Raw genomic sequence first — 15,375 nt, forward strand, 5'->3', positions numbered from 1 at the left:
TCGGTCATGAGACGCGCACCCTTGGATCGAGTGCGGCGTAGATGACGTCGGAGAGCAAGCCGGCAAGGAGAACCATCGCACCGGTGAAGAACGTGATCGCGGCGATGATGTTGGTGTCCTGGGTCGCGATGCCCTGCACCACCCATTCGCCCATGCCGTGCCAGCCGAAGATTCTTTCGACGAACACGGCGCCGGTGACCAACCCGGCGACGCTGTAGGCGAACAGGGTGGCCATCGGAATCAACGCCGTCCGCAGCCCGTGCTTGAACAGTGCGCGGCGCCGGGTCAAGCCCTTCGCCCTGGCGGTGCGGATGAAGTCCTGTCCGAGGACGTCGAGCATCGCGTTGCGCTGATACCGGCTGTATCCGGCGATCGCCGACAGGGCGAGTGTCAGCGTCGGCAGCGCCAGATGTTGCAGCCGGTCGACGAACTGGTTCCACGCTCCACCGACTGCGTCGGGCGACGTCTCACCGGTGTACTCGAAGAGACGGACACCGAGCACCGAGTTCACCTTCAGCGCCGCAAGGATCAGCAGGCTGGCTATGACGAATGTCGGTGTGCTGATGATCAGGAGCGACAACACCGTGATCACCCGATCGGAGAGGCGGTACTGGCGGATCGCGCCCCACGCGCCGACCACGACGCCGATCACGGTGCCGAGCACCGAACCGATGATCAGCAGCCGCAGGCTTACCCCGATCCGGCGCCACAGCTCGGCGGAGACCGGCTGCCCGGCGTTGGTGGTACCGAAGTCGCCGCGCACCGCCCCAGCGGCCCAGTGCGCGTAGCGGAGGGGTATCGGCTTGTCCAGGCCCAGTTCGACGCTCTTCGCCTCGATCACCGCCGCGGGTGGGCGCGGGTTCCGCTGCAGCAGGCTGTCCAGCGGTTTGAATGCCAGCGACGTCATCGAGAAGGTCAAGAAGGAGGCCAGAGCCAGCAGCACGATCTTGCTGAACAGCTGGCGCGCGAGGAATCGCGTCATCGGCGACATCCCACCCACGGCTGCATGCGCACAGGTTATGAGATGGGTGGCGCGGCGGCGGGTTTCTGCAGTTCGGGCGCGGCTCGGCGCCGGACGGTTGGCCGCGGTGACGCGCGACAGGCCGCCGCGTCGCAACTTCTGCCTCATTTTTCACAGGCGACCACTGTGAACGGGTGACCGCCCCGATAACCCGGCGGCCGCGCCGTCAGCCGGGCGTTTTACTTCCTGTGGGTTCGGTTACCCGTGACTGTGGAGGGAATAAATACCCTCCACGTAATGTTCGACGGCTGTCCCCGCTGGAGGGGGGCGGCTGAGGAGTGACCGAACGGAGTGGTCAGACGTGAAATCGAGTCAGTTTAAGGTGATCGCGGCCACCGCCGGTGCTGCGGCCGTGGTGGCCATGGGCGCGCTTACCGTGACATTCAGCAACGTCAGCGGGGCTGAGACGCCCGAGCCGGCGCCGCCGGGTCCCATGACGACGTCCGAAGTCACCACCGGTGAGTCCATCGTCGAAACGGTGGCGCCGGAGGCACCGGAGACATCGGCGTTCGTGCCGCCGATTACCACGACACCGTCGGCCTTCCCGCCAACGGCGGAACAACCATGATCATGGAGATGTCATTGTGAAATCGAATCGGTTCAAGCTTTTGGCCGCAGGCATCGGTGCCGGCGCGGCCGTCGCGATGGGTGCGCTGGGCGCATCGTTCGCCACGTCGCCCGACGAAGCCGGGACTCTCAGCGACGGCCCCGAAATCACCCTGGGTGAAACCACGACGGATTCCGCTGCGCCGACCGAAATGGAGACCACCTTCGTAACGCCGCCTGTGACGGCGGAACCTCCCGATGGATTCGGCAACGGTGGCGGATAGCGGCTAGTTCGGGTGCGGTGCGCCGCCGCGCGGGTCGCCGATGTTCGTTACGGTCAGCGTCTGACCCTTGCGGGTGGCACGAATCACGACGTCGTCGCCTGTGTGGAACGGCGGTGTGGCGTGGGCCGCCGTCGGCGGTATCACGTAGGTCGCGTTGAAGCCGTCGTCACTGCGGACGGAGATCGACGTCGGCGAAATCGCCGTCACCGAACCGGTCTGCGTCACCACGGTGGTGTAGCCGCCCGCCCCGTCTACGCCGTTGCGCACCACGAACTCGCCGTGCAGGGACGCGTCTTCCGGAGCCGACGGCCCGGGGCCACCGGGGCGCGCCGGCGGCCCGCCGGGCCTGCCGCCAGGGCTGAACGCGTGGTGATTGCCACCGAAGGCGCTCGAATTCCCCTCCGTCGCAGCGTAGATGGCGGCGCCGCCGAGTGCTGCGATGACCGCCGCCACACCGATGGCGGTGAGGGTCTCGCGTAGACCCCAGCGTGATGTGGAGGTCGAAGGCGAGCCCCACATCGGAGTGTCGACAGACGTCCCGTCAGCGCTCATGCGACCAACAGTGCAGGCGGTATATTAGTGTGCGCTGTGAGCGGATTCAGCGCTCGATGTGATCGTCCACTTCACAGCGGACGCATAGACAACCCACAGTATTCGCCCATGGCGGCCGCGAATAATGAGTGCCGTGGCCAGTCCCCAAGGATCCGCCGTCAACGACAACGAGCCCGCCCGCGTCGTCATGCGCCGAGCTGACGGCAATCCGATCCACGTCCTCGTCGTCGATGACGAGCCCGTCCTGGCCGAACTCGTCTCGATGGCGCTGAGGTACGAAGGGTGGGAGATCGCGACGGCAGGTGACGGAGCCACCGCCATCGCACTGGCGCGCGAGACGCCGCCCGATGTCGTCGTGCTCGACGTGATGTTGCCCGACATGAGCGGCTTGGATGTGCTGCACAGGCTCCGCGAGCAGATCCCGGGGCTGCCGCTGCTGCTGCTGACCGCGAAAGACTCCGTCGAGGACCGCATCGCCGGGCTGACCGCCGGCGGCGACGATTACGTCACCAAGCCGTTCAGCCTCGAAGAGGTGGTGCTGCGACTGCGTGCGCTGCTGCGCCGGACCGGGGTCACGAGCGAAACGGGCGGCGCAAAGCTCGTCGTCGGGGACCTGGTCCTCGACGAGGACAGCCATGAAGTCACCCGCGCCGGTGAGGTCATCACGCTGACGGCGACGGAGTTCGAACTGCTCCGGTTCATGATGCGCAACTCCAAGCGGGTGCTCAGCAAGGCGCAGATCCTCGACCGCGTGTGGAGCTATGACTTCGGCGGGCGGTCGAACATCGTCGAGCTGTATGTGTCATACCTGCGCAAGAAGATCGACAGCGGCCGCGAGCCGATGATCCACACGTTGCGTGGTGCGGGGTATGTCCTCAAGCCCCCGCGCTGATCCTGGATCGAGGCGCCTGCGTTCGCCTCGCGCGTGGTCGCTGCGGACCCGGTTGGTGGTCACCCAGGTGGCGCTGCTCGCGGTGGTCTGTGCCGGTATCGGCATCGCCACCGAGTTTGCGCTGCAACGTTTCCTGATGCATCAGCTGGACACCCAGCTGTTCGAGACGAGTCGGCGTTCCTCGGCGATCTTCGAGTTCGGGCCACCGCCTTCGCCGCCGGGGATGATTGCGGGGCCCGGCTTCGGACCTGCGCCCGAGTATCGGCGACGGGTCTTTCGTGACGACCGGGGACCGGGACCGGAGTTCCTGAACGCCCCGGGACAGGCCAGCCGCACCCTCGGCGCCGTCGTCTCCCACGGCACCACGGTCGACGCGGGCATCATCACCGCCGACGGCACCCGCCAGGGCATCAGTACGGTTGCTGCGGAACAACTTTCGAAGATTACACCAAACCGGCATCCGACGACCGTCGATCTCGACGGACTCGGCCGCTATCGCGTACTGGCGAATCACGCTCGAGGTCCGGGTCAGTCGATCGTCACGGGCATTCCGACCTCCGACGTCGATGACACGTTGTTGTCCGTTCTGGTGATGTTCTGCGTCGTCGGAGTGATCGCGCTGATAGCGGCGGCGACCGTCGGTATCCTGATCATCCGTCGCCAACTCGCGCCCCTGTCACGGGTTTCCGCCGCGGCGCGGCAGGTGGCAGATCTCGAACTCGACCGCGGCGAGGTGAACCTGCCGACACCCATCGTCAAGGTCGATCCGATCGCCGCCCACACCGAGGTCGGCCAGCTCGGCTCCGCCCTGAACCGGATGCTCGATCGCATCGCGGGCGCACTGTCTGCGCGTCATGCCAGCGAGACGCGGGTGCGCCAGTTCGTCGCCGACGCCAGCCATGAGCTACGCACCCCACTCGCCGCGATTCGCGGCTACACCGAGCTGGCCCAACGGAAACGCGACGACGTCCCCGACGACGTGGCTCACGCGATGGGCCGGGTGGAGTCCGAGACCGAGCGGATGACACGGCTGGTCGAGGACATGCTGTTGCTCGCCCGGCTCGACACCGGCCGGCCGCTGGAGCGCGAGCCCGTCGACCTGTCAAGGCTCGTGGTCGACACCGTCAGCGATGCGCACGTCGCCGGTCCCGACCACAACTGGTTGCTGGACCTGCCCGAGGAGCCCGTCACCGTGATCGGCGACGAGCCGCGCCTGCACCAGGTGCTCGCCAATCTGCTCGCCAACGCCCGTACCCACACGCCGCCGGGGACCGCGGTCACCACCTCGCTCGCCGTCGACGACGGCGGCGGCGGCGCAGCGACGCTCACCGTCTCCGACGACGGGCCGGGGATACCGGTGTGGCTTCAGCCCGAGATCTTCGAGCGGTTCGCCCGCGGTGATTCGTCGCGCTCCCGGCGCGGCGGCAGCACCGGGCTCGGCTTGGCCATCGTCGCCGCAGTGGTCAGGGCCCACAACGGCACGATCGATGTGCAGAGCAGCCCCGGCAAGACGGAGTTCGTGGTGAAGCTGCCGGGCAATTCACAGCCAAGCCACAGCGGGGCCAAATCCGGGGCCTAGCCGCGAAGGCCAAGATCGATCGGGTGACCCTCGTAGCGGCGGAACCGAGCATTGCGGTTGTCGCTGCGGCAAAGGCGCGCCGGAGGCTTGCCGAGCCTGTTGCCGTCCTCGGATTGCTTATCCCCACCGCGGTGCTCTACCTGTGGAACCTGTCGGCGAGTGGATGGGCCAACGCCTTCTACTCCGCGGCGGCGCAGGCCGGTGCGAGCAACTGGACCGCGATGCTGTTCGGATCCAGCGACCCGGCCAACGCCATCACCGTCGACAAGACACCCGCCGCGCTGTGGGTGATCGACATCTCGGTGCGGCTGTTCGGTCTGAACCCGTGGAGCGTGCTGGTGCCCCAGGCGCTGGAAGGAGTCGCGGCCGTGGCGCTGCTCTACGCCGCCGTCCGGCGAGTGGCCGGACCCGGCGCCGCGTTCCTGGCGGGAGCGGTATTTGCGCTGACGCCGGTGGCGGCGTTGATCTTTCGCTTCAACAATCCCGATGCGCTGCTGGTGCTGCTTCTCGTCGCGGCGGCGTACTGCGTGCAACGGGCCTGCGAACCGGACAGCAGCCGCTGGTGGTTGGTCGCCGCCGGTGCCGCGGTGGGCTTCGGGTTCCTCGCCAAGATGCTGCAGGCCTTCCTGGTGCTGCCCGGCTTCGGGGCCGCATACCTGATCGCAGGGCACCGATCGATGCGCCGCCGACTCGTCGACCTGCTGGCAGCCGCCGCGGCGGTCGCTGTGACCGGCGGCTGGTACCTGCTGCTCGTCGAGCTGTGGCCCGCCTCATCGCGGCCCTACATCGGCGGATCGCAACACGACAGCATCATCGAACTCGCCTTGGGTTACAACGGTTTCGGACGGTTGACGGGCAACGAGCCGGGTGGGCTGGGAAACCTGAACTACGACGTCGGGTGGGGCAGGCTTTTCGGCTCCGGCATGGGTATGGACGTCGCCTGGTTGCTGCCCGCGGCCGTGATCTGCCTGATGGCCGGCCTGATTCTCACCCGCCGGGCGGCACGCACCGATTCGACGCGCGCCGCGCTGATCCTGTGGGGCGGCTGGCTGACCATCACCGCGGTGCTGTTCAGCTTCGCAAACGGCATCCTGCATCCCTACTACACGGTGGCGCTCGCACCGGCGATCGGCGCGGCGATCGGCATCGGCGCAACCCTGCTGTGGCGCGGACGTTCCGACATTCGCGCCGCGACGGCTCTGTCGGGCGCCGTGCCTGTCACTTGTGTCCTTGCCGCGGTGCTGCTGTCACGTGACAGTACGTGGATGCCGTGGCTGCGCGCGGCCATCGCGGTCGGGGGAGTCGGGGCAGCCGTGCTGCTGCTCGTGGCCGGACGGTTGGCCGATCCGGTCGCTCGCGTCGTGGCGGTCCTGGCCGTGGTGTCGTGCCTGGCCGGGCCCGCGGCGTATTCCGTCGCGACGGCCGCCACCTCGCATGCCGGAGCGATTCCGTCCGTCGGTCCGGCTCGGCACGGCCCCGGCGGTGGCTTCGCCGGGCCTGGCGGCCTCTTGGATTCGCCCGACCCGGGAGCCGTGCTGTCGGCCACCCTGGCATCCGCAGACTACAGGTGGGCCGCTGCGGTGATCGGCTCCAACAACGCGGCGGGCTACCAATTAGCCAGCGGCGCACCGATTATGGCGATCGGCGGCTTTAACGGGACCGATCCCTCGCCGACCCTCGCTGAGTTCATTCGGTATGTCACCGACCGGCAGATCCATTACTTCATCCGCGGCAGGATCATGATCGGGCACTGGGGCGGCGCTGCCGGCGGCAGCACCGACGCCACCGAGATCGCCGATTGGGTGGAGACCCACTACGCGCCGCAGACCGTCGATCGCGTGGTCGTCTACGACCTCACGCAGCGGCCGAAGGATTCATAGGCTGTGCATAGCTTCACCCAACGGTGGACATATCCTGGCCCCCGAACATGGGTGTCATGACAGACATCGCTCTCGAACGTGACGCCAACTGGGGTCGCCGGATCCACTTCGAATCACGCCCCAACGCCGTGGTGGCCGCCCGTCTCGCCGGCGTGCCCGTGCTCGACGTCGTGGTTCCCGTGTACAACGAGGAAGCCGACCTCGCGGATTCCATCCATCGACTGCACCGTCACCTCCATGAGCATTTCCCGTTCACGGCCCGCATCACGATCGCCGACAACGCGAGCATCGACGACACGCCGCGGATCGCCGCCGGACTCGCCGCCGAGCTCACCGACGTGCGGGTGGTGCGGCTTGAGCAGAAGGGCCGTGGTCGCGCCCTGCACAGCGTGTGGTCCACCTCCGATGCGCCCGTGCTGGCGTACATGGATGTCGATCTGTCCACCGATCTCGCGGCGCTGGCACCCCTTGTGGCACCGCTCATCTCCGGTCACTCGGACCTGGCGATCGGCACCCGGCTCGGTCGCGGCGCGCGGGTGGTGCGCGGTCCCAAGAGGGAGATCATCTCCCGCTGCTACAACCTGATCCTCAAATCCGCTCTTTCCGCCCGCTTCTCCGATGCCCAGTGCGGCTTCAAGGCGATCCGCGCCGACGTCGCCGCTCGACTGCTCCCGCACGTCGCGGACACCGGGTGGTTCTTCGACACCGAGTTGCTCGTGCTCGCCGAGCGCAGCGGCCTGCGTATCCACGAGGTGCCGGTCGACTGGGTGGACGACGCCGACACCCGGGTCGACATCCTCGCCACCGCGACGGCCGACCTGAAGGGCGTCGGACGGCTGCTGCGCGGCTTTGCCAACGGGTCGATCCCGGTGAACACCATTGCCGCTCAACTGGCTTCGTCGCAGCTATCTGCGGCACCCGGATCGCTGTTCCGTCAGGTCGTGCGGTTCGGCGCGGTCGGCGTCGTTTCGACGGCGGCCTATGTCGTGCTTTTCATGCTGATGCAGGGCTGGTCCGGGGCGCAGGCGGCGAATCTGATCGCGCTGCTCGTCACGGCCATCGGCAACACCGCGGCCAATCGTCGGTTCACCTTCGGTGTCGGCGGACGCGAGCGCGTGACCCGCCATCATGTCGAGGGTCTGATCGTGTTCGCGATCGCGTTGGCGATCACCAGCAGCGCGCTGGGTGTGCTGCACGCCGTCGTCGCCCAACCGCACCACTTGGTGGAGCTCAGCGTCCTGGTGCTGGCGAATCTGGTCGCCACCGCCGTCCGCTTCGTGTTGTTGCGCGGCTGGGTGTTTCACCCCCGCAGATCCCGATGACCGGACTCCGAGACAAGGGAAATGTTCGATGGCAACCACTGTTGACGTGCCGTCACCGGCCACGGTGATCTCGCACGATGCACCGAGCCGGTCCGAAGGCAGCCTGAAACGCGTGCTCTTGGGCGACGGGTCCCAGCCGCGTTGGGCCCGTCCGGCGCTGCTCATGCTGTTGGTGCTCACCGCCCTCCTCTACCTCTGGGGCCTCGGTTCGTCGGGCTGGGCCAACGATTACTACGCCGCCGCCGCGCAGGCCGGCACTCAGGACGTGAAGGCGTGGCTGTTCGGATCGCTGGACCCCGGCAATGCCATCACGGTCGACAAGCCGCCTGCGGCGATGTGGGTGATGGCCTTGTCGGGCAGGCTGTTCGGCTTCACCGCATTCACCATGCTGCTGCCTCAGGCGCTGATGGGTGTGGGCTCGGTGGCGCTTCTGCACGCCACCGTTCGCCGGACCAGCGGCGCGGGTGCAGCCCTGATCGCCGGCGCCGCCCTGGCGCTGACACCGGTGGCGGCCCTGATGTTCCGATTCAACAATCCAGACGCACTGTTGGTTCTTCTGCTGGTGGCCGCCGCGTACTTCATGGTGCGGGCGATCGAGACGGGAAGCGCCCGTTGGATGGCCCTGGTCGGATGCGCCATCGGTTTGGCATTCCTCACCAAGATGCTGCAGGCGTTCCTGATCGTCCCGGGCCTGGCGCTGGCCTTCCTGGTGGCCGCACCCATCGGGCTGTGGCAGCGCATCCGGAAGTTGCTCGTCGGCGGCGCCGCGATGATCGTGTCCGCGGGCTGGTATGTGGCACTGGTCAGCCTGTGGGCCGCCGGTTCGCGTCCCTACATCGCCGGATCGACCGACAACAGCCTGCTCCAACTTGCGTTCGGGTACAACGGGATCGAACGAATCACCGGTGGTGAAGGCGGTCACGGTGACGGCGGCTTCGGTGGTTCCGGCGGTCCGGGTGGGCACGGCGGGGCGAATTTGTTCTTCGGCGGCAATGCCGGCATCGGCCGGCTGTTCGGGCCGTCGATGGGTGTGGAGGCGTCGTGGTTGCTGCCCGCCGCACTGATCGGTCTGCTTGCGGGTCTGTGGTTCACCCGGTGGACCGCGCGTACCGCAGGGATCAGGGCCGGGTTGCTGCTCTGGGGCGGCTGGTTGCTGGTGACCGGCGCCGTCTTCAGCTTCATGGACGGTACGGTGCATCCCTATTACACCGTGGCCCTGGCGCCCGCGATCGCCGCGCTTGTCGGTATCTCGGCACGAGAGTTGTGGCGTGGCAAGGCATTCCTGACGCCGCGGATCGTGCTGGCCGTGATGGTCGCGGTGACGGGCGGGTGGGCCTACGTCTTGCTGGACCGTACGCCGGAGTGGAATCCCTGGCTGCGCTGGGTCGTGGTGATCGGCTCCGCCCTGGTGGCTGCGGTGATCGCCGTCGGCGCGAACAAGCTCGGCCGCGTCACCGGCGCGGTGGCCGTCGCGGCCGTCCTTCTGGCGCTGGCCGCACCGGCGGCGTTCTCGATCTACAACGTCATCCATCCACATGGCGGTCCGGGCACGATGTCGGGACCGGCCCGCGCCGGCGGATTCGGCGGTCCCGGTGGGCCCGGCGGCGGTTTCCCGCCAGGCGGCAGCAAGCGCGGTCCCGGCTTCGGATCGGACAACGCTGCGCTGGAACAGCTCGTGCAAGGCGTCGACAACCGTTGGGCGGCAGCGGGAGTGGGGTCGTTCACGGCGAGCAGCCTTGAGCTGAAGACGGGTGCCTCGATCATGGCGATCGGCGGGTTCACCGGCTCGGACAACTCGCCGACGCTCGCCCAGTTCCAGCAGTACGTGGGCGACCGCCAGGTGCGTTACTTCATCGCCGGCGAGAGGGGAGGCCCCGGCGGCCACCGCTCCGGCCCAGGCGCCGAGATCACGCAATGGGTGCAACAGAACTTCGCGCCCATCGACGTCGGCGGCGTCACCGTGTACGACCTCAGCGCAGCGACCGGATCCCGCTGACCAGACGGCGCTGGCGAGACTAGTCGTGACGGCCGCTCTGCTGACCCCCGGGCAGGGCGGCCGTCACTCATCCGATCGTGCTGATTCTGACTCGTGGCGCGGGCCGCACGTGTTGTTATCGTCGGGTCGTTTGCCGCCGAGCGAGGCGGCCTGAGTGTCCGTCACCGACGAGTACCTGAAGAACAACGGGGAGTACGCGAAGAGTTTCAGCGGGCCGCTGCCGTTGCCGCCGAGCACGCAGGTGGCCGTCGTCGCGTGCATGGACGCCCGGCTCGACGTCTACCGGATCCTGGGACTCGGCGCCGGTGAGGCGCATGTGATCCGGAATGCGGGTGGCGTCATCACCGACGACGAGATCCGGTCGTTGGCCATCAGCCAACGGCTGCTGGGGACCAGAGAGATCATCCTGATCCACCACACCGACTGCGGCATGCTGACCTTCACCGACGACGACTTCAAGAAGTCGATCCAGCAGGACACCGGCATCAAGCCCGAATGGGCCGCCGAGGCGTTTCCGGACCTCGAGGCGGACGTGGGTCAGTCGCTGCGCCGCATCGGGGCCAGTCCGTTCGTGACGAAACACGAATCCGCGCGCGGATTCATTCTTCGCTGTCGCCTCGGGAAAGCTCGACGAAGTCACGCTCTAGCGAGCCCGGCCACCTGCCGGCCTCGGCGGCCGACTGGCCGGGACCGGGTCTGCGCCTGCGCGTGATGGTGGGCCGGTCGATGATGTCGAGATGGTCCGGCAGCAGACGACGCCAGCCGATGAGAACGGCCTGCCGGCGGTGCTGACCCGATTCCTGCCGGCAGAGGACCCTCGTCTACGCGGGACGGTGCTGGCCATCGCCGACAAGCTCACCGAGAAGGGGCTCGCGCTGCGGTACCGCGTGGAGAAGACCGACGACGGCCTTTCCGGCGCGGAGGACACCTTCACCATCTGCTCGTTCTGGCTGGTCTCCGCCCGTGGTGGAGATCGGTGAGTCCAACGGGGCCAAGCACCTGTGCGAGCGGCTGCGGTCCTTCGCCAGCGCACTGCATCTCTACGTCGAGGAGATCGAGCCCCGCACGGGTCGGCACCTGGGCAATCTTCCACAGGCGTCACCCACCTGGCGTTGATCAACGCCGTGATGCATGTCATCCGCGCCGAAGAAGACGCGGATATCTCCGGGGTGTTTCTGCCAGCCAACGCGCCGACCTGACCGCCGGTCAACAATCCGCCAAAAGGATCACTTCCGGGTGCATAAGCGGTACTGTCGGCACCCTTCCCGTGCGATTTCGGGAGCTCCGCTGACCAGCCCTCAGCGTCGGTTGAAAAGGAGCCGAAACGATGCGAATTGTCGTGGATTTGAATCGATGTCTGGGATACGCACAGTGCGTCCCGCTGGCGCCGGATGTCCTCCAATTGCAAGGGGAGGAAGCGCTCGCCTACGACCCGAATCCCGATGACTCGCAACGTCAGCAGGTCGCCCGGGCCGTGGCGTCCTGCCCGGTGCAGGCAATCATCGCGGAGATGGACCCCCCAGCGGACAGGACGACGAAGTGAGGACGCATCCGCTGGTCGCCGACCTCGTCAGGACCTTCAAGGCAGAGGGTCGGATCGTCATCGTCGGAGCGTCGCTGGCCGGGCTGCGTGCCGCGGAGGCGTTGCGCGATGAGGGGTTCTCTGGCTCGCTGACCATCATCGGTGACGAGGTCCACGAGCCGTACGACCGGCCGCCGCTGTCCAAGCAGGTGCTCAAGGGATGGGTCTCCGCGGGTGACACCAAGCTGCCGCGCCTGCGGGAGGTCAATGCGGACTGGCGATTGGGCGTGGCGGCCACCGGATTGGACCGCGACGCGCGGGAGGTGTTGCTCGCCAACGGTGACAAGGTGCCCTACGACCGGTTGTTGATCGCGACCGGCGTCCGTTCCCGAGCATGGTTCAACCCTGAAGAGGCCAAGCTGAAGGGTCTTTACACGCTGCGGACCAGCGATGACGCGGCCGAGTTGCAAGCGGCGTTGAAGGCCAGGCCGAAGCGGGTGTTGATCGTCGGCGCGGGCTTCATCGGCTCCGAGATGGCCTCGGTCTGTCGTGATCTCGGATTGGAAGTGACGGTCGCGGAACGCTCCAGCGCACCACTGGTTGGGCCTCTCGGCGGCGTGATCGGCGACATCGCCGCCAAGATGCAGCGCGACGCCGGCGTCGACCTGCGCACCGGTGTGGCGGTGGAGGCGCTGAAAGGTGATGCTGACGGGCACGTCCGGCAGGCTCAGTTGTCGGACGGGACCCTGCTCGACGTCGATGTGGTGGTGGCATCGCTGGGATCCGTCCGCAATATTGAATGGCTCGAAGGGGCCGAGCTGGCGAGCGGGTTCTGGGGGGTGGCGTGCGACGCCGGGTGCCGCGCCTTCGACATGAACGGCGTGGTCACGGACAACATCTTCGTCGCCGGCGACATCGCGCGGGCGCCACACGTTCTCTACGAGTATCAGTTCATGGCGATCGAGCACGTAGATGCGGCGGTATTGGGCGCCCAGACCGCGGCACACAACATGGTCAACCTCGAGAAAGGACGGCGTCCGCATCTTCCGTTGCCGCAGTTCTGGTCCGGCCAGTTCGGCGTGAACATCAAAGGTGTTGGCGTGTGTTCCTTCGGTGATGAGATCGTGTTCACCCAGGGCTCGGTCGAGGATCTCCGTTTTGCCGCTGCCTTCGGCAAGAAGGGCCGCATCGTCGGAGCCATCACCTTCAACCATGGCAAGTGGCTGGAGTACTACGGCAGGCTCATCGAACAGTCGGCGCCCTTCCCGCCCCCGCCGGCGGGGTATGACGTGCCCGCGAACTCCGAACCGATGTCGGCGCGCTTCCCGGATCCGCGCGAGCCGACGGGGATTCCCGACGTCGTACTGACCGGCCACGACCCGACATCCCGCGGCGCCGAGTTCCGCGCCAAAAAACGCTAGCCCACCCCAAAAGGAAAGCCCCGATGACAACCGCGGAAACCGCCTGGACCGAGGCGATGCGATACGAGAACCGTCATGACCCGTACCGATTCTTCGACGAGCTTCGCATGACGCCGGTCGTGCAGGTGGCCGACAAGGTCTACGTCGTCACCGGCTACCGCGAGTTATTACAGCTCGCGCACGACCCGCACGTCAGCTCCGACATCTCGAAGAGTCCCATCTCGGCCCAGCCGACGGCCGATGCGCCCGATGTCGGCGCCGAACACATGCAGGCCTACGGTCGGCAAGCGAGCATGATCGTGTCCGATCCTGCCAGCCACGACAGGCAGCGTCGACAGGTCATGCGGCACTTCGCGCCGCCGCACTCCCCGGACGTCATTCCCAACATGGCAGCCGACATCCAGACGTTGTGCAACGACTCGCTGGACAAGGTGAAAGCCAAGGGCGGCAACATCTTCGACGTGGTCGACGATTATGCCTATCCGGTGCCTGTCGCAGTGATCTGCCAGATCCTGGGTGTCCCGGTGAAGGACGAACCCACCTTCCATAAGTGGATCTTCGACTTCATGGCCGGCACGGACCTGGGACCGGACGCCGCCACCGAAGAAGGGCAGGCACGCCTGGAAAAGGGCCGCGAAAGCATGGCGGCAATGAAGAAATACATGGCGGGACTGATCGAGGGGTTCGTCAAGGAGCCCGGCGACAACGTGTTGTCGAAGTTGGTGAGCGATACGGACGGCCCCGACGGCGCGATGGCGCCCGCCGAGGCTGCGGCCAATGCGCAGCTGCTGCTGATCGCCGGTCATGATTCGACGGTGAACACCATCGCGCATTGTGTGCTGCTCCTCCTGCGCAACCCCGAGTCGCTCGACCTGCTCCGCGAGAAACCCGAACTGATCCCGAAGGCGATCGAAGAGGTCCTGCGGTTGCAGTCCGCGGTTCAGTTCTTCCCCAGCCGAAGCGTGACCGCCGACGTCGAGGTCGGCGGCACCGTCATCCCTGCGGGCTCGGCGGTGCACCTGCTGTATGGCGCGGCCAACCGCGATCCCAAGCGATTCCCCGACCCGGACACGTTCGACATCCTGCGCCCGGACAACCAACACGTGGGTTGGGGCCGCGGGGTACACAGTTGCGTAGGCGGTCCACTGGCACGCCTGGAGGTCAACATCGCGTTGGAGACGTTCCTGCGGCGCGTCGAGAACCCACGACTGATGGTCGACCCGCCGCCCTACCGGGTGAACCAGGTGTTCCGCGGACCCTTACATCTCGAGGTCGAGTTCGACCGGATCACGGACTGAGGCCGCGTCATCAAGGCCTTCCAGTTCGCCGAATGGCAACAGCCGGGCCAACTTCGGGACGTGCCGGTACCAGAGCCGGGGCCGGGGGAGGTGCTGCTGAGGGTCGGCGGTGCCGGTGCCTGCCATTCGGATCTCCATCTGTTGGAGGCGCCCGCCGGATCGAAGTCGATGACGCTGCCCTTCACCCTGGGTCATGAGAACGCCGGTTGGGTGGAGACGATGGGTGCGGGAGCAACGGGTTTCGCACCCAGCGATCCCGTTATCGTCTACGGCCCGTGGGGTTGCGGGCTGTGCGTGAATTGCCGTCAGGGGATGGAGAACTATTGCCAGACGCCCGGAAAACCCAGTCCGGGCGGCCTCGGTGGTACCGACGGCGGCATGGCCGAGTATTTCCTCGTGCCGTCAACGCGCTATCTCATACCGTTGGGCGACCTCGATCCGCGGGCGGCGGCCCCGCTAACCGACGCGGGGCTGACCAGCTACCACGCCGTGAAGCGATCGCTGCACCTGTTGGGGCCGGGCTCGACGGCGGTGGTGATCGGCGCGGGCGGTCTGGGGCAGATGGCCATCCAGGTGCTCAAGGCGTTGGCGTCGGCGACAACCGTAGTCGCGGTGGATACTTCGGCTGACAAGCTGGACATCGCCACGGCGATGGGCGCCGACGAGGCACTGATTTCCGGCGACGACGCGGTCACCAGAATCAAGGACATCACCAAGGGCCACGGTGCCGAACTCGTGCTGGATCTGGTCGGGGTCAGTCCGACACTCGCGATGGCCGCTCAGGTGTCAAGGGTACTCGGGCACCTCACCATCGTCGGGCTCGGCGACGCCGCGCTTCCGGTGAACTTCAACAGCCCGGCGAAGGAATGTTCTGTCGCGTCGCCGTTCTGGGGCACCATCCCCGAGTTGATCGAGGTGATCAGCCTCGCCCAGACCGGCAGGATCAGGATGCTCGTCGAACACTTCGCCCTCGACGATGCGGCGCACGCGTATCACCTGCTCCACGAGGGGAAGATCCAGGGACGCGCCGTCATTACACCGAACGACTAACGGCCCGCGTCG

The 15,375-nt window shown here is 67.0% G+C and carries 13 protein-coding genes and 2 pseudogenes; 13 read left to right on the forward strand and 2 right to left on the reverse strand.

The features are described from left to right. Positions 1 to 4: 4 nt before the first annotated feature. Positions 5 to 982, reverse strand: coding sequence for an ABC transporter permease (locus ACVWWN_RS15075; protein ID WP_457144623.1), 978 nt, complete (start codon positions 980 to 982; stop codon positions 5 to 7). A 340-nt stretch (positions 983 to 1,322) separates the two neighbouring features. On the opposite strand from ACVWWN_RS15075, the gene ACVWWN_RS15080 reads away from it, so the two are divergent. Continuing rightward, positions 1,323 to 1,589: a hypothetical protein gene (locus ACVWWN_RS15080; protein WP_457144624.1), complete on the forward strand. Its 267-nt coding sequence runs from the start codon at positions 1,323 to 1,325 to the stop codon at positions 1,587 to 1,589. Between the two features lie 16 nt (positions 1,590 to 1,605). Continuing rightward, positions 1,606 to 1,851, forward strand: coding sequence for a hypothetical protein (locus tag ACVWWN_RS15085; RefSeq protein ID WP_457144625.1), 246 nt, complete (start codon positions 1,606 to 1,608; stop codon positions 1,849 to 1,851). A gap of 3 nt (positions 1,852 to 1,854) precedes the next feature. Here ACVWWN_RS15085 and ACVWWN_RS15090 read toward each other — a convergent pair whose 3' ends face one another. Beyond that, entirely contained in the window at positions 1,855 to 2,403 is a 549-nt protein-coding gene (locus ACVWWN_RS15090) for a hypothetical protein (RefSeq protein ID WP_457144626.1), read from the reverse strand. Between the two features lie 187 nt (positions 2,404 to 2,590). Here ACVWWN_RS15090 and ACVWWN_RS15095 point away from each other — a divergent pair, with 187 nt between their 5' ends. The 11 genes and pseudogenes from ACVWWN_RS15095 (at position 2,591) to ACVWWN_RS15145 (ending at position 15,363) form a co-directional block, all read left to right on the forward strand. Continuing rightward, entirely contained in the window at positions 2,591 to 3,295 is a 705-nt protein-coding gene (locus ACVWWN_RS15095) for a response regulator transcription factor (protein ID WP_457149139.1), read from the forward strand. Continuing rightward, a complete protein-coding gene (locus tag ACVWWN_RS15100; protein ID WP_457144627.1) occupies positions 3,273 to 4,874 on the forward strand; it encodes a sensor histidine kinase in 1,602 nt (533 codons plus the stop codon). Before ACVWWN_RS15095 ends, ACVWWN_RS15100 begins: the two co-directional genes overlap by 23 nt. A gap of 23 nt (positions 4,875 to 4,897) precedes the next feature. Next, positions 4,898 to 6,754, forward strand: coding sequence for an ArnT family glycosyltransferase (locus ACVWWN_RS15105; RefSeq protein WP_457144628.1), 1,857 nt, complete (start codon positions 4,898 to 4,900; stop codon positions 6,752 to 6,754). Between the two features lie 47 nt (positions 6,755 to 6,801). Continuing rightward, positions 6,802 to 8,076 carry a glycosyltransferase gene (locus ACVWWN_RS15110; protein ID WP_457144629.1) on the forward strand — a complete coding sequence of 425 codons (1,275 nt, stop codon included), beginning with the start codon at positions 6,802 to 6,804 and terminating at the stop codon, positions 8,074 to 8,076. A 28-nt stretch (positions 8,077 to 8,104) separates the two neighbouring features. Next, positions 8,105 to 10,072, forward strand: coding sequence for an ArnT family glycosyltransferase (locus ACVWWN_RS15115; RefSeq protein ID WP_457144630.1), 1,968 nt, complete (start codon positions 8,105 to 8,107; stop codon positions 10,070 to 10,072). Positions 10,073 to 10,226: 154 nt separating this feature from the next. After that, a pseudogene (locus ACVWWN_RS15120) lies at positions 10,227 to 10,719 on the forward strand (beta-class carbonic anhydrase). Positions 10,720 to 10,752: 33 nt separating this feature from the next. Then, positions 10,753 to 11,271: pseudogene (locus ACVWWN_RS15125) on the forward strand (glycoside hydrolase family 15 protein). Between the two features lie 128 nt (positions 11,272 to 11,399). Continuing rightward, the gene (locus ACVWWN_RS15130) at positions 11,400 to 11,615 is read left to right on the forward strand and encodes a ferredoxin (RefSeq protein WP_457144631.1); all 216 of its coding nucleotides are present in this window, start codon (positions 11,400 to 11,402) and stop codon (positions 11,613 to 11,615) included. Next, positions 11,612 to 13,015: an NAD(P)/FAD-dependent oxidoreductase gene (locus ACVWWN_RS15135; RefSeq protein WP_457144632.1), complete on the forward strand. Its 1,404-nt coding sequence runs from the start codon at positions 11,612 to 11,614 to the stop codon at positions 13,013 to 13,015. The genes ACVWWN_RS15130 and ACVWWN_RS15135 overlap by 4 nt, the downstream gene beginning before the upstream one ends. Positions 13,016 to 13,038: 23 nt before the next feature. Further along, entirely contained in the window at positions 13,039 to 14,313 is a 1,275-nt protein-coding gene (locus ACVWWN_RS15140; protein ID WP_457144633.1) for a cytochrome P450, read from the forward strand. Positions 14,314 to 14,373: 60 nt separating this feature from the next. Further along, complete coding sequence (locus tag ACVWWN_RS15145; RefSeq protein WP_457144634.1) at positions 14,374 to 15,363, forward strand: NAD(P)-dependent alcohol dehydrogenase; 990 nt, start codon at positions 14,374 to 14,376, stop codon at positions 15,361 to 15,363. Positions 15,364 to 15,375: the final 12 nt, after the last annotated feature.

Source organism: Mycobacterium sp. URHB0021, assembly GCF_054057895.1.